Genomic DNA, 19,600 nt, shown 5'->3' with positions numbered 1-19,600 from the left:
GTATCCCCCTGAAAACATGAAAGTATCACCTGAAAACAAGATGCCCCGGGGCCGGTTGAAATGACCGGCCCCTTTTTTTGCTGCCGGGAAAGGATCATTATTGCTGAAAAAAGCTCACTTCCAGACCTTGCCCTGGTGGTAGAGGTTCTCGGGATGAAATTTCCGGTGAAAGCTTTCGGGAACCAGGAAACGAATTGCTCCGGGCACAATGCCCAAATTGAGGGTATAGCGTCCGTTTTCCTCCCGGCACTCCTCCAGCTCACCGTCAATATGATACAGGAACGGCGTGGTGGAGGAAATGCTCAGCCGTTCAACCTCATACCGCTCAATGAGAGGCCTGCCCTTTTCGGCCTGATTCCGGTTGATTCGGTTGTGCCAGCCGTTCCAGAGGGAAAGAAGATTGAAGAGGATCTGCCGCTTGTTTTCAAACATGAATTGGTACACATCCATTCGCCCGTCATTGCAGACAACATCCGGACAGACTTTAAACATTCGTCCGTAAAACGGACGGGTTCCCGCTTCAATCATCAGCGGGGCCTGCTCGTACTCCAGGCGGGTAAAGCCCAGCTCCGCATTGGCCCGGGTACTGCGCAGGGCGTACTTCCCGTTTTCCATTGTCAGCCGGAAGCTGTTACGCCGGGCAAGAAAATTCTCAAAAAAGAGAGAAAGACCTCCACGGAGATACTGGGATAGCCCGCTGGGTTTTCCGCCCCGGCGGGCAAGGGCATTCTCCCGCCGCCTGAGCAGTTCCGCATCGAAACCCGTACCCACCAGCTGGGCGTAGCGCAGCTGTTCACCGCTTCCCACTGAAAGAAGGTCCACCTCCTGAGTGTAGCCCTGCTGCATGCTTCTGAGATAGGTGGAAATTTGACTGGATAGCATGAAGGGGACTTCGTAGGAATCCTGGATACCGTTACCGCTGCCCCCCCGGAGAAACCCGATGGCTTTTCGCTCCATATGAGGCAGGTGGGAACCGTCGCCCATCCCGTTCCGGACATGGTGCATCCAGCTGTTGATGGCAAGGTGAGCTGTACCGTCGCCCCCCCAGACCAGAAGGTATTTTTCATCACTGTACAGAAATTCTCTAATTCCCCGGGAAAAATCTTCCTTGCTTCCCGCTTCCTGAATCCGGGCACCGGGAACATTCCCCATCTTCCGCTTCAGCCGACGAATATAGTGGGGATAACGGTGGGGGTTAATTAATATCCGGAAATAGGAATTATTCATATCCATCAGCATAGTAAAAATCGAATAGAAAAACAGCCTCCGGAACAGGATACCGGAGGCTGCAACTGATACTAAGGACTCGGATTATGTCAAATCAGGCAACATAGGAGGAGAGATACCGGCTTCGAGTGGGGTGCTGAAGCCGCTTAATAGCCTTCTTCTCAATCTGACGAATCCGTTCTTTGGTGAGGTTATAGCGGTCACCGATTTCTTTTAGACTCATGGGTGCATAGCCGTTCAATCCGAAACGGTACTGGATAATTTCGGCTTCCTTTTCTGTTAATGTGGAGAGGATGTTGTTGATATCGGTTTTCAGCGAATCATGAAGAACCAGGTCTTCAGGAAGGGCATTTACATTGTCCTCAACAAAATCGCTAAGCATGGAACTGTCTTTTTCCTTATATACCGGTGTTTCCAGCGATACATGTTCACGGCTGATGTTCACCAGATCGGTTACATGTTCTTCATCCATATTCAGGGTGCGGGCTATTTCCCGAATTTCTTCGGTCTCCCCCACCTGTCCGGTAATTCCTTTCCGGGCTTTTTCGATCTGCACAAGTTCATTGGCCCTGTTCAGGGGAAGACGAATCATCCGGCTCTTCTCGCAAATAGCCTTGAGAATTGCCTGTCGGATCCACCATACTGCGTAGGAGATGAAATGAAATCCCTTATCCACATCAAAACGTTCGATTGCATTTAATAGGCCGATGTTCCCTTCACTGATTAAATCAGTAAGCGGGAGACCCTGATTTTGATATTTTTTCGCAACATTCACCACAAAACGAAGGTTGGCCTGCACCAGTTTATCTTTTGCGGCCTGCTCGCCGTCCCTGGCCCGAGTGGCAAGATCTACTTCCTCTTCACGGGTAAGAAGGGGAATCTTATTTATTTCTTTCAAATACATTGTGAGAATGTTTTCGTCATTACTTTTGGTATTACCGTTTATACGCTTTTCTGTTGCCTGGCTCATGAAGTCCTCCTGATAATAACACTATATGCAATTGCTGTGCCAAGCATGATTTTTTCAGGAATTTCACATATCTTACGGTTATACAACAACTTACTAACACCACAATACGTGATTTACAAACCAGAATAATATCACAATGCGGAATATTGACACAGCCCGTACATCTCATCAGAGATATGTATCAAAATGACCCAAGTGTTGTTCGAAGCATGAATTTCTGGGTCATTGAGGTGGAAAAAGGCTATACCTCCTCAGGATCCGTGAAGGACCTCAGGATCCGGGAAGGATTTGACGGATTTTTCACAGCAATACACTTTTTCTTGACCAAAAAAGCCATGTTGCGTATATTTCCACCATACAAATAGACAACGTCATGTATACTCAATCAGGAGGACGGGTATGAACGTACAGCCCCTAGGCGACCGGGTACTTCTTAAGACAGAAGCCGGCGAAGAAAAAACTTCCGGAGGTCTGTTTATCCCTCAGACTGCCCAGGAAAAGACACAGACTGCGGTAGTAACTGCAATCGGTGATGACACCGATGTAATCACTGTGAAGGTGGGGGACCGGGTAATGTATGACAAGTATGCAGGAACCCAGGTAAAAATTGACGGTGATGATCATCTCATCGTGAACTTCTCCGACATTATTGCAATCATCAAGTAAAGTCGGGAGGATATTTCAACCATCGTAATAGTTGAAGTATCCGCCCGTATCTGACATGATGCATCATAGAGCTGTCCGGTTCACCGGGCAGCTCTTTTTTTTTAGCCGTATGATGGGGATGGATTTATCAAAGCATTATGGGCGGATGAGCCGGAGGGCCGTTTCCACACTCTTTGGGGCATTATCTAAGACATTGGTTCTACACAGAATTCAGGAATCCGGGTCTTCGTAGAGAACCCGCTCCACTTCCCCGGCGAGACGTTCAGAAGATTCAACAACCAGCCGTGCAGGAGGCAGTGAATCGATGAAATTTCTGCCGTAGCGTTTGGTAATTACCCGGTTATCGGTAATGAGCACCACGCCTCTGTCGCTCTTGCGTCGCATCAGCCTTCCAAAGCCCTGCTTAAGTTTCATTACCGCTTCAGGGAGACTCAATTCGAAAAAGGGATTTCCGCCTCTGCTCTGAATTGCATCGGTTCTGGCAAGGAGCACCGGTTCGGTGGGCACCCGGAACGGCAGGCGGCTGATAATGAGCAGCTTCAGGGCATCGCCCGGGGCATCTATCCCCTCCCAGAAACTATGGGTTGCAAAAAGCACCGAGCTGACCTCTTTCTGAAAACTGCTCATTAACCGGTTACGGTCATCATCCCCCTGTCTGAAACAGGTGATTCCCCGTTGAACCAGCAACGGCTTGCAGTAATCATACACCTCAGTGAGCATCGCATAACTGGTAAAAAGGATCAGGGCATGGCCCTCGGAGATATCCAGCATCCGCATTACAAAACCCTTGAGCCAGGAGGAATACTGCTCCCCAGATGAGGGACTGGGGGCATCATTGGGCACCCCCAACAAGACTCTTCCTCCGTAATCGAACGGACTCTCCATGCTTTTGAACACCAGCCTGTTGTTATTCAACAGCCCCACCCTCCGCTGCCAGTATTGAATTGATTTGTTCACCGATAAGGTTGCGCTTGTGAGCACGATGCTTTCATACTGATCAAACATGGCTTCTTTCAGGAGGGGGCCCACTTCTATGGGAGTTGCGGTGAAGTGGACAAATCTATCTCCCGCGGAACTGCGCCTTCGGTCCAGCCAATACACCAGGTCCGGGCGGGTGGCGTATTCCCTGAAATCGCCGCAGATTTTTGCCACCCCTTCGAGGCGGCGGATCATGATCCGCAATTCGGCGATTCTGGGATCATCGTTATCCGAATCATCCAGATGTTTGAACTCATCGGAGAGCAGCTCCACCGCATCCAGAACAGATTGCTGAAACCTTCCCAGCTGCTCGAAAAGTACCGTCTCCAGTTCGCTGTTCACATGGCTGCCGGGCAGTTCATTGGGATCCGCTGCCAGACGCAGGGAACTCTGCTGATCCAGGAAGGGAAGCAGGGCATCGTCCAGCTCCTGCACTCTGCTTCGCATGGTTTGTATTAAAGCTTCCGCCCCCTGGAAGCTGGAACCTGCGCTTTTGCGCAGGGCGGGGACAATTCCACCCGATCGGCTGCGGCGCTGGCGCAAGAGCATATTGGCATATTTATGAAGGGTGAAGCGATTGAATTCCTCGCTGAAATAGCTGGTGGCCGCCCCCTCCACGTTATGGGCCTCGTCGATAATGAGACGCTGAAAGGCGGGGAGAATTACCGTGGCATCCTGCCCGAACCCCTCCTTCCTGATTGCCAGGTCGGCGAACAACAAATGATGGTTGGTCACCACAATGTGGGCGGAGGCAGCTGCCTTCCGGGCCTTCTGGAGAAAACAGCTTCCCCGGCGGGAACAACGCAGTTCGCTGCAGGCATCGGCGTCGGAGTTCACCCGGGCCCAAAGCGATGGTTCGGGGTTGAACGGCAGATCGCTGCGGTCACCGGTCTCGGTTACCTCGGCCCATCGCCGAATCTCATCCAGCTGCTCTTCACCGAACAGTCCCTCTTCATCAATCAGCTCCTGCAGCCGGCTCTGGCAGAGATACTGGTTACGCCCCTTGGCAAGCACCACCTTGATCTCATCACCCCCGGCATTCTGAAAGAGTCGGCGCACCGTGGGAATATCCTTCTCCAGGATCTGCTGCTGCAGATTGATGGTGGCGGTTGAGACAACCACCCTCTCCCGGTTCTGGAGAACCCAGGCAGCTGCGGGAATGAGATAAGCAAGACTCTTGCCCACTCCGGTGCCGGCTTCGCTTACTACGATCAGATTTTCGTTGAATGCCTTTACTACCTCTTCCAGCATCTCAAGCTGGGGGTCCCGGGGCTCAAAATCGCTTTGGAGCTTTGAAAGTCCGCCGCCGGGCAGCAGCATATCCGCCAGATGCCGGAGATCCAGAGCGCTCTTCTCCTGCTCCTGGTAGGCTTCGGTAATGACGTAGAGCTTTTCTATGCTGCCATCCACAATCCAGCTTCCGATGCCCTGGGCGGCCAAACGGGCGGCCACAGAAACATCCGCATCGCTGGGGTTCAGGGTGCCCGAGGGATGATTGTGAACTATCACCTGTCCTTCGCGCATATGGAGTTCGGGAGCAGGAACCATTCCCTCATTCCCCCGGGCTACGGGCCTGGCACTGGCAAGCATGCCGTCTTCATCCTGGGTGCAGACAAAGAGCACCTCACGTTTGAGTGCCTGGGAGATGGTTTCCCTCATGAGATTTGCAATATGTTCGGGTATGCGTGAGTCGGCGGAAATCATCGTTTTGGCGGAGAGGGGGTGCAGGCCCGGCCTATTCCTTCAGCCACCAATCAACCAGTCCTGCCACCAGCTTTTTCATTCTGTCGGCGGCTTTCCGGCCGATTTCCACAACCTCGGCATGATGCAGCTCCTCATGCCCCAGGCCGGCGGCGAAATTGGTAATCAGGCTCAAACCGCCCACTTCCATGCCCAGATACCTGGCAAAAATAGCTTCAGGAACGGTGGACATCCCCACGGCATCTGCCCCCATGGCAGAGAACGCCCGGATTTCTGCGGGGGTCTCGTAACTTGGACCGGTAACCGCAATATACACGCCCTTTCTCACATCTCCATCCAGCTCCCGGGCCTTGCTGGCAAAATCGGGACTGTAGACCCGGGACATATCCGGAAAGCGGACGCCGAGATCTGTTTGGCCAATCCGGGGATTTGGACCTATGAGGGGGTTGAATCCAAGATTGTTGATATGATCTTCAATGATCATAATATCTCCCGGAGAAAAGTCCGTATTAATTCCACCGGCAGCGTTGGTCACAATGAGACGTTCACAGCCAAGCCCCTTCAGCAGGGCCACGGTGCTCACAACATTGTCCGGACTGTGTCCTTCATAATAGTGAAATCGTCCAGAGCACACGGCAATATCTTCATTAATATAGAGTTCGCCCTTATGACCTTCCACGGTTGGCTTGGGAAGCACCGGAATATCAGCGTAGGGGACCTTGGTGCACTCGTAGCTCTCCGCCAGGCTGGATAACCCCGACCCCAGAATCATTCCAAGCCTGGGTCGGTAGCCGGTGGTTTTACTGATTTCCCCGGCCGCGTTGTATACATCTGCAATAAATTCCGATTTCATGATAGCCTCCAAAGAATGAACTCCGAACCTGCCGGAAAAATGAGCAGGAATCAACGGTTGCCCGGTCATTCCTTCATTCGTTCACGTGTTTGGAGAGTATACTCCCCGTGGGCTACATTGACAATGAGCAATGTTGACGTATAGAGTTAGCATATTTACACATCACAGGTATAAAAAACGGATCTCAACACCATTGGAGGTATAATGAGTAAGATACCCGTTGCCATTCTCGGCGCCACAGGAACTGTGGGCCAAAAGTTTATTGTATTGCTTCAGAACCATCCCCAATTCGAAATCCGCGAATTGGTAGCGTCTCCCCGCTCCGCGGGCAAATCCTATACCGAAGCAGCCAGCTGGAAGCAGGATATACCGGTTCCCGAAGATATTGGCGGAAAAATTGTAAAATCATTGGATGAAACCCTGGAGAGCACCATTCTTTTTTCAGGTCTGGACAGCTCAGTAGCCGGAGAAGCGGAGACACGTTTCGCAGAAGCCGGACATTTCGTCATATCCAATTCCAAAAATCACCGGATGGACAAGGATGTGCCCCTGGTAATTCCGGAGATAAATCCGGATCATTTTGAAATTATCAAGAAGCAGCCGTACAAGGGCGCAATCGTCACCAACTCCAACTGCTCAACCATGTTTATTGCCATGACCCTTGCTCCACTGCACAAGGCCTTCGGCGTTGCAGCCGTGCAGGCCACCACCATGCAGGCCATCAGCGGCGCCGGATATCCCGGTGTTCCCAGCATGGATATTCTGGGAAATGTGGTGCCGTACATCGGCGGTGAGGAAGATAAGGTTGAGACAGAGCCTCAGAAAATTCTGGGTACCATGGCAGGGGACCACATTGATCATGCGGATTTTCCGGTAAGCGCCCAGTGCACCCGTGTTCCGGTCATCGACGGTCACACAGAGACACTCTCCATTAAACTGGGAAAGAAGGCCTCTGTGGATGAAGTAAAGGAAGTGCTGCGGAATTTCCGGGGTATGCCCCAGGAGAAGAATCTGCATTCGGCCCCGGAATTCCCTATACTGGTAACTGAGGAGTCCGACAGGCCCCAGCCCGCCCGGGATATTTGGCTTCAGGGGGGAATGAGCACGGTAATTGGACGGGTCAGAGAGTGTCCGGTTCTGGATATCAAAATGACCATCCTCGGTCACAATACCGTCCGGGGCGCTGCAGGTGCGGCAATCCTCAATGCCGAAGCCATGGTAGCCTTGGGGTATATTTCATAGGATACCCATATTGATTGTACAAAAATTCGGCGGAACCAGTGTGGGTTCCGCCAGGCGGATTAACCAGGTTCTCAGTATTGCTGAGAAAGAACTCTCCCGGGGTGTGGTGCTTGTGGCTTCGGCCATGGGAAAAACTACAGATGCCCTGCTGCGGATGGCCAGTCTGGCTGAACGGGGAGAAACCGAAGCTGCAGGCGCTGAACTGGATAATCTACGGGATATGCATTTCTCGGCACTGGTGGATCTCCTCGAGGTCCCTTTGTACGAGGAAGGCAAGAGCGCCGTGGACAGGCTGTTCAAAGAGCTGGAAAGTCTCATGTACGGTCTGAGCCTCATCCAGGAGGTGAGTCCCAGATCCATGGATACCCTCCTCAGTTTCGGTGAGCGGCTTTCCACCAGCCTCATATATTACCGGGCCTTGCAAAAAGGGCTGAATGTACATTTCATAGACAGCCGACAGATCATTAAAACCGACAGCCATCACGGAAAAGCCGGCGTACTGGAAGAGGAAACCCGTCAGGCCATTACAACCCGGATCCAGACCGGTCCCGGCCTGCTGTTTGTTGCACAGGGCTTTATCGCCTCGGACAGCGAGGGTTCCACTACCACGCTGGGAAGGGGCGGTTCGGATTACAGTGCCACTATTATCGGTGCTGCTTTAGAAGCTGAAGAGGTTCAGATATGGACCGATGTGAACGGTATTATGACGTCAGATCCCCGACTCATCCCCAACGCCCAAACCATCGGCGAACTGAGTTACGATGAAGCTGCAGAGTTAAGCTATTTCGGCGCCAAGGTGATCCACCCATCCACTATTCAGCCTGCGGTTGAAAAACGCATCCCGGTATGGGTGAAAAACACCTCCGATCCCGAAGGCCCTGCAAGCCGGATCCACATTAGCGGCAGCAATACGGGCATCCAGGCGATTGCCGGAAAAAAAGCCGTCACCCTCATAAATGTACGTTCATCCCGGATGCTGAACGCATACGGGTTTCTCAGGCGGATTTTTGAAGTTTTTGAAACCTACCGAGTGCCGGTTGATCTGGTGGCCACTTCCGAAGTCTCCGTCTCCCTTACCATCGATGATGGGGAACGGATAGCGGAGGTCAAAGCCGCTCTGGAAGTATTTTCCACAGTCACCGTTGAGCGGGACAAGGCGATCATATCCCTGGTTGGGCAGGATTTATGGAAACAATCCCGGTTTACAGCCCGGGTTTTTTCCGCGCTGGTGGATATCCCGGTGAGAATGATCAGTCTTGGAAGCTCGGATATCAATCTGAGCCTGGTGATTCCAGAGGATCAGCTGGATAGCGCCATTCAGAGTCTGCATGACGCTCTCTTTGCCGATTAAGTATATTATGGAAAGTAGATAGTAATTTTATTTAGCCGCAACGGATGGCCCTGTTTGAAGGGTGGCCGTTGAGTGCAATGGAGTCCCCAGATGAGTGAAATGTTCAACCGGCTGGGCCGGCTGGCCAGAAGTGTTATCTCCGATTTTACCCGTGAGCCCGATGCGGATTTTCAGGAGGCATGGTCGGAACTTGACGGTTTTCTGGGCACTGAAAATCACAGTTTTCCCGGTGACGGCAGCCAGGGCCGCAGCTCATCCGATTCAGCCGGATGGCAGGAAGATCTGCGCAGAAAACAGGCTGAAGGGCTGGCCAGAGACTATGCGAATCTTGAGCTCAAACCGGGTGCGCCGGTCGACGATGTGCGCAAAAGCTATAAACGGCTTCTAATAAAGTACCATCCGGATAAATTCGCCGACAGCCCGGAGAAACAGGCAATTGCCACCGAAGTGACCACCAAACTGAACGAATCTTATAAGCGAATTGTTGAGATTCTAAAAGGGGAAGAGTAGCTCAAGGCGCGTCTATGCCGTATTCGTTAATTTTTCTGTGAAGCGTCTTCCGGCCTATACCCAGAACTTCGGCGGTTCTGCTCTTATTGCCCCGTTCCGCCAGCAGAGTTTCTTTGATAATCTGTTTTTCCGCCTCCGGAAGGGAAACCCCCATCCGCAGCCTGATGTAATCCTCGTCTCCCGCACCTCCGATATGGGGAGGTAGATCTTCCGGGGTAATAAAATCGCCCCTGCTCATCACCACCGCCGATTCGATGCTGTTGCGCAGTTCCCGCACATTCCCGGGCCATTCGTAGTTATAGAGGGCGGCCTTGGCCTTATTATCCACTCCCATAATGCTCTTTCCGTTCTCCTCACTGAATTCCTTCAGGAAGGCGCTCACAAGAAGGGGAATGTCTTCCTTCCGTTCCCGCAGGGGCGGAACATGGATGTTCACAACATTCAGCCGGTAATAGAGGTCCTCCCGGAACCGCCCCTCTTCTATCTCTGCTTTCAGATCACGGTTGGTGGCTGCAATCAGGCGCACATCCACGTCCACGGTCTGCTCGCCCCCCACCCGTTCAAATTGCCGCTCCTGAAGGACTCGGAGAATTTTAATTTGAACCGTCTGATTAATTTCGCCGATTTCATCCAGAAAAATACTTCCCAGATGGGCAAGCTCGAAACGTCCCCGCTTCCGGTTAAGCGCTCCGGTAAACGCCCCTTTCTCGTGACCGAACAGTTCGCTTTCAAGCAGGGACTCGGAGAGGGCTGCGCAATGGACCTTCACGAATGATTTTTCCCGTCTGTCGCTCATGGCATGGAGGGCATCTGCAACCAGCTCCTTCCCCACCCCGCTTTCACCGGTGATCATTACTGAGGCCCGGGTGGGCGCCACCTGCTGGATCAAATCCAGAATTTTCCGCATCTGGGGGCTTTTTCCAAGGATCTTTGAGCTCTGCCTTCGCTGGTTCAGCTCCTCTTGCAGGGCCCGGTGCTGAAGAACCAGTTCACGGGAAGAAAGCGCCCGCTTCACCAGCATGGAAAGGCGCTCCAGGTTAACCGGTTTGGTAAGAAAATCGAAGGCTCCGTTGCGCATGGACTGAACGGCGGTTTCTATGGTTCCGTGTCCGGTAAGAATAATCACCGACACACTGGGCCAGTCGGAAACAACCCGTCTGAGCAATTCATCCCCTGACATCCCGGGCATCTTCAGGTCGGTGATTACCAGGTCAATTTCATCCTCTTCCATAATGTTCAGGGCTGCGCTTCCATCTTCCGCCAGGACGGTTTCATAGCCGTCAAGCTCCAGACTCTTTCCCAGCCCTTCACGGATGTTCTTTTCATCATCCACCACAAGAATTCTGAATTTCATTGGTCCTCCCCGGCATCATCAGAGGCCGCGGCTTCACCCGGGCTCCCTCCGATGAGATTCTGCTGACCCGGAGGAATGGGAAAACTGAGGGTGAATGTGGTTCCCCGGCCCTCCTGGCTGATCACAGAAATATCTCCCCGGTGTTCCTTCATAATTTTATATACGATGGTAAGCCCTATGCCGCTGCCGAAATCCTTGGTGGTGAAGTAGGGCTCGAAAATCTTTTCCATCACCTCCTCACTCATTCCCACACCGGTATCGATAATGCGCAGGATCACCTCATCCCCACGGCAGCGTGTGGAGATGGTCAAATTACCGCCGTCGCTCATGGCATTAATGGCATTTTTTACGATATTCAGGATGGCCTGTTTTATAAACTTCTCGTCCAGCAGGATATGGGGGATATCAACCTGATAATCCTCTTTCAGTTGAATACCGCTTTCTTCCACCTCGTATTTCATAAAATCCATGATCTCATGGAGAAGGGCGTTCAGATCATGATCTTCCAGATGGATGTCCATGGGGCGCACGGCAAAGAGAAAATCCATGACAATCCGGTTCAGCCGTTCCACTTCCTCGTTCACAATGTCCAGATAAGAACGTACATCCTCGGACTTCACCGAATTTTGGGCGTCCAGGGTTCGCTGCATCAGCTGAATATGAATGCCGATGCTTCCCAATGGATTTTTTATTTCGTGGGCTACGCCTGCTGCAAGGGTGGTGAGACTGGCCAGACTTTCCGCCCGTCGGAGTCTGGCTTCGCTCCAGCGCTTTTCGGAAATGTCTTCTATATGCACCACATTTCCCCGGACCCGGCCTCTGCGTACCAGGGGCATAATGCTCAAGGCAAGAATTCTGGTGTTCCCCAGATTGTCCAGGGTAAACTCCCTGTCCCGGATGCTTTCTTCACGCTCTATGGTGCTTTGGATAAAATCCGCAATATCCTGGTCTGCGACCACATCCCAGATAATCTTCTCATACATGTCATATTCACGGAAAGGAATCATCCGTTCCGCAGCCTTATTGCTGAGTATGAGGCGATTATCCTTATCGGAAACCAGAACACCGTCGGTGAGCGAATCCAGAACCACCTCCATATGCTCGTTCTCCCTGGCCAAATCGTAGATCAGAGCATGAATTTGCTGCTTGTCGAGTTTGGAAAGCTTGTTCAGGGCTCGTTGTATAAATTTTCGCATAATCTGTGTCAAATATACCCATGTTCCAGGGCTGAGGCTACCGGGATATTATAGATTTCACTGGAGAAGTGAATCTCTTCCAATTTTCGTTGAAGGGCATGGACCCTGGATGTATGCACTCCGGCCTCTTTCAATTCATCCAAACAGAGGATAACCAATCGGCGAAGCTCTCCCCGATCGGATCCAAGACTTTCCGCCAATTCGTCTCTGGCTCTGATTGCTGCGGCGGGGTCGGCATCCAGAATGGTGTACATCAGTTGCACCTGATGCTTCCGGGCCTCTAACCCTCCCTTTCCGCAGTCAATGAAAAAGGACTGGAGGCTGCTGTAATCCTCCGGATGCCCGGCCCGGTATATGCGGGAAATAATATCCCGGTATTCGTTTTTTCCCCGGGGAGCCAGGGAATACTGTCTAAGCCTGCTGCGAATGGTTGGAATGAGGGCGCCCGGACGGTCGCTGAGAAGAATGAAAAAAACCGATGAAGGGGGTTCCTCCAGGGTCTTTAGAAAGGCGTTCCGGGCTGCATCATTCATCTCGTGGGCGTTTTCAATAATCACCGCTTTGATTCTGCTTGTATCGGCGGTATGAGCCCAGTAGGTTGCCCGGCGGATCATATCAACATTTACCCCGTCGGCAGGAAGAATCTTTCCAATTTCCTCCACCAGGGAATCCAGAGTATCGGGATCGGGAATCTCAGCCCTGCCCTCGGGACCGCCGCTTTCCGGATGCACCGGAGCCGCGAGATCTTCCAGCTTCTCTATGAGTTTTTCCGCCTTGTTTAATCTGGAGGCATCGTCCTGCCAAAGCACCGGATCAAATCGGCGGATCAGTTTCTTCACATTCCGGTAAAACAAAAAGCGGAGCGGAAGGGTATCCTGGTTCCTGAGCATGTGGGCGCCTGCACGGATTTCATCTGCAAAATACCTGCTTCCGGTGAGCAGGAGGTAGGGGCTGTCTAAAAGGCGATGCTGTCTGCAGGAAGAACAGCTGCAACTCCAGGGTGCGGAAGCCTGGCTGCAGCTCAGGCTGCGCACAAGCTCCAAGGCGGTGGTCAGCTTTCCGCTGTGGATGCCGCCGGTAATCAGAATAGAATTTGGAAGGGTACCGGACTGAATATCATGCTTGAGAACATCCACTGTCCGTTTCTGATGAAGAATATTCTCAAACATCAGGAACGGCCTCCGGTAATGATATCTGCAGCATAGGGGAAAAAGGGCGAGAGCACTCTGCCGAACCAGCTTTCCATTATAAGGGCATCCACCTCAAAAAACGGTTGAATGTAGAGAAGGAACACCAGAATGAAAACCACCAGCACAGCTTCAACCAACCCCAGAAAGAACCCCAAAGCCTTGTCCAGATTCTCCAGCTCTGCCCGCTCTATGAGATTCCGAAGTCCCGCTTCAAACAGCTTCACCAAAAGATAGGTAATGAGAAACAGCCCCAGGAAGGCCACCACCTGATTCCAGACGCTCTGCCCCATAATCCCTTCCAGGAGGGGGGCAACCAGACCGCTAAACAGGAAGGCCGCAAGAACACCAAGAAAAAAAGCGGCGACCGATCCGAACTCTTCCACAAACCCGCGGATCATGGCCCGAATTACTATCACGGCAAGGACCAGTAAAAACGTTATATCCAGTGGACTCATATTCATACATCCTCCTCGGGGAGAAACTCACGTACCAACGCGGCAATATTGCTGCCGCCCCGGGAGTGGACCACCCCATCCCAGGGCCGGGACATCTCCGTCCGCAGATCGGGATCTTCGGCGGCTTGGATCAGGGCGGTTCCCAGTTCATCCAGTGGGATGCAGTTCGGATCGCTGTGGTGAAATACACGAGCCACCCCACGCTCTTCTGCATATTTGGCATTTCGCATTTGATCTCCCCGTGCACCTTCGGTGAGGGGAATAAAAAACGCCGGCTTGGCGGTAATTCCTAATTCCCAGAGAGAACCGGCTCCGGATCGGGAAAGCACCATATCAGCGGCAGCAAGCATGTGGGGATACTCCCGGGAAAAAAAGGGGCGGGGAAAATATCCCGGTAAGTCCTCCGGTGAAGCAGGCCCTTCCGAATCCTTTTCTCCAGTCTGGTGAATAATATCCATATGAGCAAGGAGGCTGACCAAATGTTCCCGGATGAAGCTGTTAATCTGCCGTGCGCCTAGGCTGCCCCCCTGCACCAGAAGAACCGGGCGATCGCCGCTGAAGCCGGCGGTTTTCAGCCCCAGGGACCTATCTCCCCGGAGAATATCCTTCCTCACGGGATTACCGCTTACCTCGACCCGAAGGGACGACGGGTAAAACCGGGCAGATTCGGGAAAGGGAATGCACTGAATACTGGTGAAGCGCCGGTTAATACGGGTTGCCAACCCCGGATCCACATCGGATTCATGGGAAATTACCGGTATGCCCAGAATCCCGGCGGCGACAACCGGAGCAACCGACACGAACCCGCCCTTGGAAAATAGCAGGACGGGTCGGTTTTTTACAAAGTAGAGAAATGCCAAAACAATGCCGAATAGAAATTTCAGGGCATCATACAAATTCCTCAGGGAAAAATAGCGGCGGAGTTTCCCCGCAGGCAAGCCCTTGAAATCGATACCCCGCTCGGTAACAATACGCTCCTCAATTCCCCCGGAGGAACCCAGCCATATGAGGCGGTATTTTTCCATAAAATCCGACCCCAGTTCATCCAAAACCCCAAGAGCGGGAAACACATGTCCTCCGGATCCTCCGCCGGTAATGGCAAGCAATGGGCGGGATCCGGCCTGTGGTGCGCCCCTCCCTTTCTGCCCGCCGCTTGGTTGTTGCGGGCCGTTGGGTTGCAGTGCGCCGTTCGATTGTTGTGCGCCGTTCGATTGTTGTGCGCCGTTCGATTCTGTAGTCTTCATCCGATGCGTTTGTCCGTTTTACGTTTTTCTGCTGACCGATTCAGGTGATTTTTTTCGTATTCATGCGTTATAGTTCCCAAAGTATTGAAGAATAGTAGCATTGAAGCGGCAAACACTCAATAATTGCGCATTGAGAATCGGAGAAGCTGAAGTTTCCCCCGTGCCGAATCTATTTCAGCAATACGTGAGTGGATGCCGTCCTATTGCCACCAGCTACATATCAATGTGCAGGAAAACCGAAAAGGAGCAGATGTGAATTTGTTTTCATTACCCAGAGACAAGCAGTCAAGGATGTACCGGTGGGGTAACCAGGGGCTGAAAGCTCTTGCCGTCATGTTATTTGTATTGCCGGTGAACGGCACCGCCCAGCAACCCCTTTCCGAAGATGCAATCCGGCTGGAAGCGGAAAGTATTCCCCGGGGAGATTTTCAGGTAAATGCCCGGCTCCCCCTTGAAGGGGATATTCTGGATGCTTTACCCGAACTCAGCCGTGAAGAACGGAACAGTTTCCTCCAAACCGGAGAATTGATTTATCGTCACGGAAAGGAGTTTATTCCCAGAGTTTTGCCGGATAGAGATGGAGCTTCACAAATCCGGGAGCAGCATGAACGGGAAAACAATAACTTTGCCATCGAGATCCTTATGGCATTGAAACTTCCCGGAGATATGGAGGAACTCTCTCCCGAAGAACTTGATTTGCATATCTTCAATCTTCTGCACCGGATTTCAACTCTTACGGGATTAGATTACTTCTCGGCAAGCAGGGGAAGAATGCGGGAGTTTTATCTCAGTTCAACCATCGTGAGAGGGGAAGATGATTTAACCCCTGTGCCGGATCCGGTTTTCAACTCAATTCAGGAGGAGAGCCGCTTTATGATGCGCCAGGTGGATGCCAGCTTCGGAGACAATCTGTATTCGGTTGAAATAACTCCGGGGGTGATATCTATCCGGAACATTAATCCCATGACCTATAATTTCATCCGAATTGCCGGGCCGGGAGCCCTTGAGCTTCAGCTGCGCATTATTCCCAGGGGTGAACACCTGCTTTTTTACGGGTTTTCCAGTCTTCGGGCGCCGAAAATATTCGGAATTCAGAATAAACTGAGCAATAGTTTTTACAACCGGATGACTGCACTGTATACTTGGTTTTCAAAGCAGTTATATCTAACAGAATTCTAACATATTCCTAACAATTGTCCTAACACGGGTATTGTTATATGTGAGCTGCTTCTGAGGAGAGGGTATGGATTATCGTTTAAAACTGAATGAAGAGTTAAGTTCGGTATATCAGCAGGTGTTGAAAATGGGAACCTTTGTGGAAGAATCCCTTCAGAAAGCAATTAATGCACTCATACATCGTGATGCGGAACTTGCGGAACAGGTAATCGTGAATGATTTTCAGATTGATACGTATCAGAGCACTATCGAAGACCATTGTACCAAGATTATTGCAACCGAACAGCCGGTTGCCAGCGATCTTCGAAACCTTGTTACCGTAATAAAAATCGTATCCGATTTGGAACGGATTGGAGATCATGCCCGGCACCTGGCCAGGAGTCTGGAGAGCATTGATCAGGCGACCTTGGACAGCCTGCTGCCGGATATCGAGAAGATGACCAAAAAGGGAATCGAAATGGTGCATCAGAGCCTTACCGCCTTCTCCCGTTTCGATTCCAGGCTCGCCCGGGAAACTGCCGAGATGGATGACGAGCTGGATGAACAGCATAAGCTTCTGTACAACAAAATTATCAGCATGATGAAAAAGGACCCTGACAAGGTGGAGGCGGGAGGAACCCTACTGTTCTTAAACCGCTTTCTTGAGCGGCTGGGTGACCATGTTACCAACATTTGCGAGTGGATTGTGTACGCAAGCAGTGGAAATCATTCGGAGCTCAACTGATCCAGTTTCAATTGTCGATTGATACTGCCTCAGCGAAGCGGCAATAACCGCTTCATTCAAAAAGCACCGCATAACAGATAAGGAATACCTGGAGGAGAGGACGTGGCCAAGGAGAGCATATTGTGCGTGGAGGATGAGCCGGATATTCTTGAGCTCATCCGCTACAATCTGGAACGGGAAGGCTATACGGTACTGACTGCGGAAAGTGGAGAAAAGGGTCTTGCCATGGCATCATCACATCATCCCGCCCTGATCCTTCTGGATCTTATGCTTCCCGGTCTGGACGGCCTTGAGGTTTGCCGGCGTCTGAAAAAAGATCAGCTGATCTCTCATATCCCGGTATTTATGCTTACGGCAAAAACCGAAGATTCGGATGTCATTACCGGACTTGAAGTGGGAGCCGACGACTATCTGAGCAAACCGTTTTCTCCCAAGGTCCTTATCGCCAGGATCAGATCTGTCCTCCGAAGAATCAGCGGAGAGGTTGAATCCCTCAGTCAGGAAGACCGGGTTAAAATACATGATATACTCATAGATGTAAGCCGCCACGAGGTCTTCATGGGTTCCCAGGCAATAGATCTTTCGGCCACAGAATTTGCGATTCTTGAATTTCTCGCCCGTAGCCCGGGGTGGGTGTTCTCCCGGAACAAAATCATTGATGCGGTGAAGGGGAAGGATTATCCGGTGACCGAACGCTCGGTGGATGTTCAGATTCTGGGGTTACGCAAAAAGCTGGGAACCCACGGAGACTACATCGAAACGGTTCGGGGAGTGGGCTACCGAATGAAGCCCCAAGAAGACTGAGGTATATTCCAACCGAACCCCCGGTAATAGAAATCATGTTTATGGATAAGACATTAAAAAAACGTTTCCTCCCTCTGCTGTTCGTGGTGCATCTTCTTGCAGCCTTTATTCTTATCAGCAGTATATCCGTTCAGATCCAGGTAAAGATTCGTCAGGAAATCGAGGAAGTGCTCCACCATCATATTTCAGTAAGCGGTCGACTCTTCTCCTTGCTGGGTTCCATGGAAATGGAACAGCTGCGTTCCAATCCGGACAATGTGAGCAACAGCCTTGCCCCGGCAATACAGCCGGTTGATATCCGGGAAGGCAGCGGTCACAGTTCAATTCTGACAAGATTCTATTTTCTGGATGAACTCCTTGCCACCGACAACTATCTGCGAAATCTGGAAGAAATCAGAGAGGCGGTGGAAGGTGAAGCGGGCTTCTCTTCCCGGGACAGCGAAGATCCCCGCTTTCATGTGTATGGTGCGGCACGAATCATTGCAAGCGGCAAGGGGGATATTCTGGCCCACAGCGTGGTGAGTCAGAACTATATTTCTCAACTCAGGGCATATGCTGCGGTAATTATCAGCTTCACCCTGCTTTTTCAGTTGGCCGCCATTGCCGTGTTTTCCACACGAGTACTGAACACGGTGAACCGGCCATTGACAACGATTCAGGACGCTGTAGAGGATTTCGCAGCCGGACGCCTGGACAGGGAACTTCGTATCCCTTCGGACAGCGGCTTTGGAAATCTGGGAGAAGCACTGAACCGTATGGCGGGCAGCCTTCACAAACGAATATCAGTACTGAAAAACCAACGGGAAGAGCTGGAAAGTATTCTCTCGAATATGCAGGAAGGCGTACTGGTAATCCATCGCAGCGAACGAATTCTCATGATGAATCAGACGTTTCTTGACATGTTCAGAATCCGAAGAACGGCCAAAAGCTGTGAGGGTTACCGCATCACCGATATTTTCCGAAGCTCGGATCTAAATTCCGCAGTTGAAAGCCTGGAACACAACCGTCAAAACCTGACCCGGAAAATTCGTGCATATCACCCTGACGGTTCCGGGTTCCGTACCCTGGATATGAACGGCGTATATGTGGATCCTCCCGAAACCCCCGATGCACGAATCCTCATTGTTCTCCACGACATCAGCGAAATCACCAGACTGGAAACAATCCGAAGGGATTTTGTATCCAATGTATCCCATGAGCTGAAGACCCCCATTACCAGCATTCAGGGATTCAGCGAAACCCTGCTTTCAGGAGTGGGGGACCCGGAAGAAATCCAGCGCTTTATTTCCATTATTCTCCGTCAATCCCGGCGGATGGAGCACATCGTCACCGATCTTCTGACCCTTTCCAAAATTGAACAGCAGCAGACGGCGGTGCAAACTCAAAGCTGCAACATCGCCGGTCTCATGAAGGAATGTCTGGAACTTGTGGAGGACGAAGCCCGAAACCGTGGGGTCCACCTCCATCTGGAAATGCCTCAGCTTCCGCCTTTGAGACTCAACCCCTTTCTGGTTGAACAGGCAGTGGTGAATCTTCTGGAAAATGCTGTAAAATACAACAACCCGGAAGGCGAGGTGATTCTCCAGGTACAGACTCACGAGACTGAGATGAGCGAACAAAGGGAAGATGTTTCGGCGGATACTCTGAGCATCTCTGTAAAGGATAGCGGGCCGGGAATACCCAAACGGGATCTTCCTCGCCTGTTTGAGCGCTTTTACCGGGTCGATAAAGCCCGAAGCCGTTCACTGGGGGGGACCGGTCTCGGTCTTGCCATTGTGAAACATATTGCCCAGGTTCACGAAGGCAGCGTATCTGTTGAAAGCCAGGTGGGTAAAGGCAGCAAGTTTACCATCACCCTCCCCCTTATTCCGGGAGAGACAGAATCCGGGGAAGCGGAAGGCACCTGATTGGTGCGGTTCCTTCGTTGGACATCCTTCGTTGGATATCCTTCCTTCACCG

17 protein-coding genes are annotated in these 19,600 nt (G+C 51.7%); 8 read left to right on the top strand and 9 right to left on the bottom strand.

Translation table 11 applies throughout. The features are described 5' to 3' along the window. Window positions 1-114: 114 nt before the first annotated feature. Both AC52PS_RS07375 and AC52PS_RS07370 read right to left on the bottom strand, forming a co-directional pair. The gene (locus AC52PS_RS07375; protein ID WP_495562407.1) at window positions 115-1,227 is read right to left on the bottom strand and encodes a diacylglycerol/lipid kinase family protein; all 1,113 of its coding nucleotides are present in this window, start codon (window positions 1,225-1,227) and stop codon (window positions 115-117) included. A 94-nt stretch (window positions 1,228-1,321) separates the two neighbouring features. Next, the gene (locus AC52PS_RS07370) at window positions 1,322-2,197 is read right to left on the bottom strand and encodes a sigma-70 family RNA polymerase sigma factor (protein ID WP_495562406.1); all 876 of its coding nucleotides are present in this window, start codon (window positions 2,195-2,197) and stop codon (window positions 1,322-1,324) included. A gap of 399 nt (window positions 2,198-2,596) precedes the next feature. Between AC52PS_RS07370 and AC52PS_RS07365 the strand changes: the two genes are divergently transcribed. Then, on the top strand, window positions 2,597-2,863 hold the full coding sequence (locus AC52PS_RS07365) for a co-chaperone GroES (protein WP_495562405.1): 267 nt from the start codon (window positions 2,597-2,599) through the stop codon (window positions 2,861-2,863). Window positions 2,864-3,073: 210 nt separating this feature from the next. Here AC52PS_RS07365 and AC52PS_RS07360 read toward each other — a convergent pair whose 3' ends face one another. Both AC52PS_RS07360 and AC52PS_RS07355 read right to left on the bottom strand, forming a co-directional pair. Continuing rightward, the gene (locus tag AC52PS_RS07360; RefSeq protein WP_495562404.1) at window positions 3,074-5,545 is read right to left on the bottom strand and encodes a helicase C-terminal domain-containing protein; all 2,472 of its coding nucleotides are present in this window, start codon (window positions 5,543-5,545) and stop codon (window positions 3,074-3,076) included. 31 nt (window positions 5,546-5,576) lie between these two features. Next, on the bottom strand, window positions 5,577-6,395 hold the full coding sequence (locus AC52PS_RS07355; protein ID WP_495562403.1) for a purine-nucleoside phosphorylase: 819 nt from the start codon (window positions 6,393-6,395) through the stop codon (window positions 5,577-5,579). A 204-nt stretch (window positions 6,396-6,599) separates the two neighbouring features. Between AC52PS_RS07355 and asd the strand changes: the two genes are divergently transcribed. The 3 genes from asd to AC52PS_RS07340 all read left to right on the top strand — a co-directional run bounded on the left by asd (window position 6,600) and on the right by AC52PS_RS07340 (window position 9,498). Next, on the top strand, window positions 6,600-7,637 hold the full coding sequence (gene asd, locus AC52PS_RS07350; protein ID WP_495562402.1) for an aspartate-semialdehyde dehydrogenase: 1,038 nt from the start codon (window positions 6,600-6,602) through the stop codon (window positions 7,635-7,637). A gap of 10 nt (window positions 7,638-7,647) precedes the next feature. Further along, on the top strand, window positions 7,648-8,988 hold the full coding sequence (locus AC52PS_RS07345) for an aspartate kinase (protein ID WP_495562401.1): 1,341 nt from the start codon (window positions 7,648-7,650) through the stop codon (window positions 8,986-8,988). 90 nt (window positions 8,989-9,078) lie between these two features. Beyond that, window positions 9,079-9,498: a J domain-containing protein gene (locus tag AC52PS_RS07340; protein ID WP_495562400.1), complete on the top strand. Its 420-nt coding sequence runs from the start codon at window positions 9,079-9,081 to the stop codon at window positions 9,496-9,498. A 1-nt stretch (window position 9,499) separates the two neighbouring features. On the opposite strand, the gene AC52PS_RS07335 is transcribed toward AC52PS_RS07340, so the two are convergent. The 5 genes from AC52PS_RS07335 to AC52PS_RS07315 are packed head-to-tail and all read right to left on the bottom strand — an operon-like array spanning window position 9,500 to window position 14,937. After that, window positions 9,500-10,852, bottom strand: coding sequence for a sigma-54-dependent transcriptional regulator (locus AC52PS_RS07335; protein WP_495562399.1), 1,353 nt, complete (start codon window positions 10,850-10,852; stop codon window positions 9,500-9,502). Then, window positions 10,849-12,048, bottom strand: coding sequence for a two-component system sensor histidine kinase NtrB (locus AC52PS_RS07330; protein WP_495562398.1), 1,200 nt, complete (start codon window positions 12,046-12,048; stop codon window positions 10,849-10,851). Before AC52PS_RS07330 ends, AC52PS_RS07335 begins: the two co-directional genes overlap by 4 nt. Before the next feature lie 8 nt (window positions 12,049-12,056). Beyond that, window positions 12,057-13,217: a DNA polymerase III delta subunit-related protein gene (locus AC52PS_RS07325; protein ID WP_495562397.1), complete on the bottom strand. Its 1,161-nt coding sequence runs from the start codon at window positions 13,215-13,217 to the stop codon at window positions 12,057-12,059. Continuing rightward, window positions 13,217-13,699: a CvpA family protein gene (locus tag AC52PS_RS07320; RefSeq protein WP_495562396.1), complete on the bottom strand. Its 483-nt coding sequence runs from the start codon at window positions 13,697-13,699 to the stop codon at window positions 13,217-13,219. The genes AC52PS_RS07325 and AC52PS_RS07320 overlap by 1 nt, the downstream gene beginning before the upstream one ends. Continuing rightward, window positions 13,696-14,937 carry a UDP-N-acetylglucosamine--N-acetylmuramyl-(pentapeptide) pyrophosphoryl-undecaprenol N-acetylglucosamine transferase gene (locus AC52PS_RS07315; RefSeq protein WP_495562395.1) on the bottom strand — a complete coding sequence of 414 codons (1,242 nt, stop codon included), beginning with the start codon at window positions 14,935-14,937 and terminating at the stop codon, window positions 13,696-13,698. Before AC52PS_RS07315 ends, AC52PS_RS07320 begins: the two co-directional genes overlap by 4 nt. Window positions 14,938-15,189: 252 nt before the next feature. Between AC52PS_RS07315 and AC52PS_RS07310 the strand changes: the two genes are divergently transcribed. The 4 genes from AC52PS_RS07310 to AC52PS_RS07295 all read left to right on the top strand — a co-directional run bounded on the left by AC52PS_RS07310 (window position 15,190) and on the right by AC52PS_RS07295 (window position 19,548). Further along, on the top strand, window positions 15,190-16,116 hold the full coding sequence (locus AC52PS_RS07310) for a DUF6675 family protein (RefSeq protein WP_495562394.1): 927 nt from the start codon (window positions 15,190-15,192) through the stop codon (window positions 16,114-16,116). Between the two features lie 64 nt (window positions 16,117-16,180). Beyond that, window positions 16,181-16,837 (top strand): phosphate signaling complex protein PhoU, encoded by a 657-nt coding sequence (gene phoU, locus AC52PS_RS07305; RefSeq protein WP_495562393.1) that lies wholly within the window; start codon window positions 16,181-16,183, stop codon window positions 16,835-16,837. A 102-nt stretch (window positions 16,838-16,939) separates the two neighbouring features. Beyond that, window positions 16,940-17,641 (top strand): response regulator, encoded by a 702-nt coding sequence (locus AC52PS_RS07300; protein ID WP_495562392.1) that lies wholly within the window; start codon window positions 16,940-16,942, stop codon window positions 17,639-17,641. Window positions 17,642-17,682: 41 nt separating this feature from the next. Next, window positions 17,683-19,548, top strand: coding sequence for a HAMP domain-containing sensor histidine kinase (locus AC52PS_RS07295; RefSeq protein WP_495562391.1), 1,866 nt, complete (start codon window positions 17,683-17,685; stop codon window positions 19,546-19,548). Window positions 19,549-19,600: the final 52 nt, after the last annotated feature.

Source organism: Salinispira sp., assembly GCF_059431795.1.
This window is presented reverse-complemented; position numbering and strand designations above follow the sequence as displayed.

What these genes read in the sequence shown, in the direction of transcription:
- AC52PS_RS07365 (WP_495562405.1), top strand. Translation starts at nt 2,597, where the DNA reads ATGAACGTACAGCCCCTAGGCGACCGGGTACTTCTTAAGACAGAAGCC.
- AC52PS_RS07295 (WP_495562391.1), top strand. Translation starts at nt 17,683, where the DNA reads ATGGATAAGACATTAAAAAAACGTTTCCTCCCTCTGCTGTTCGTGGTG.
- phoU (WP_495562393.1), top strand. Translation starts at nt 16,181, where the DNA reads ATGGATTATCGTTTAAAACTGAATGAAGAGTTAAGTTCGGTATATCAG.
- AC52PS_RS07320 (WP_495562396.1), bottom strand. Translation starts at nt 13,699, where the DNA reads ATGAATATGAGTCCACTGGATATAACGTTTTTACTGGTCCTTGCCGTG.
- AC52PS_RS07325 (WP_495562397.1), bottom strand. Translation starts at nt 13,217, where the DNA reads ATGTTTGAGAATATTCTTCATCAGAAACGGACAGTGGATGTTCTCAAG.
- AC52PS_RS07315 (WP_495562395.1), bottom strand. Translation starts at nt 14,937, where the DNA reads ATGAAGACTACAGAATCGAACGGCGCACAACAATCGAACGGCGCACAA.
- AC52PS_RS07355 (WP_495562403.1), bottom strand. Translation starts at nt 6,395, where the DNA reads ATGAAATCGGAATTTATTGCAGATGTATACAACGCGGCCGGGGAAATC.
- AC52PS_RS07375 (WP_495562407.1), bottom strand. Translation starts at nt 1,227, where the DNA reads ATGAATAATTCCTATTTCCGGATATTAATTAACCCCCACCGTTATCCC.
- AC52PS_RS07360 (WP_495562404.1), bottom strand. Translation starts at nt 5,545, where the DNA reads ATGATTTCCGCCGACTCACGCATACCCGAACATATTGCAAATCTCATG.
- AC52PS_RS07370 (WP_495562406.1), bottom strand. Translation starts at nt 2,197, where the DNA reads ATGAGCCAGGCAACAGAAAAGCGTATAAACGGTAATACCAAAAGTAAT.
- AC52PS_RS07340 (WP_495562400.1), top strand. Translation starts at nt 9,079, where the DNA reads ATGAGTGAAATGTTCAACCGGCTGGGCCGGCTGGCCAGAAGTGTTATC.
- asd (WP_495562402.1), top strand. Translation starts at nt 6,600, where the DNA reads ATGAGTAAGATACCCGTTGCCATTCTCGGCGCCACAGGAACTGTGGGC.
- AC52PS_RS07335 (WP_495562399.1), bottom strand. Translation starts at nt 10,852, where the DNA reads ATGAAATTCAGAATTCTTGTGGTGGATGATGAAAAGAACATCCGTGAA.
- AC52PS_RS07330 (WP_495562398.1), bottom strand. Translation starts at nt 12,048, where the DNA reads ATGCGAAAATTTATACAACGAGCCCTGAACAAGCTTTCCAAACTCGAC.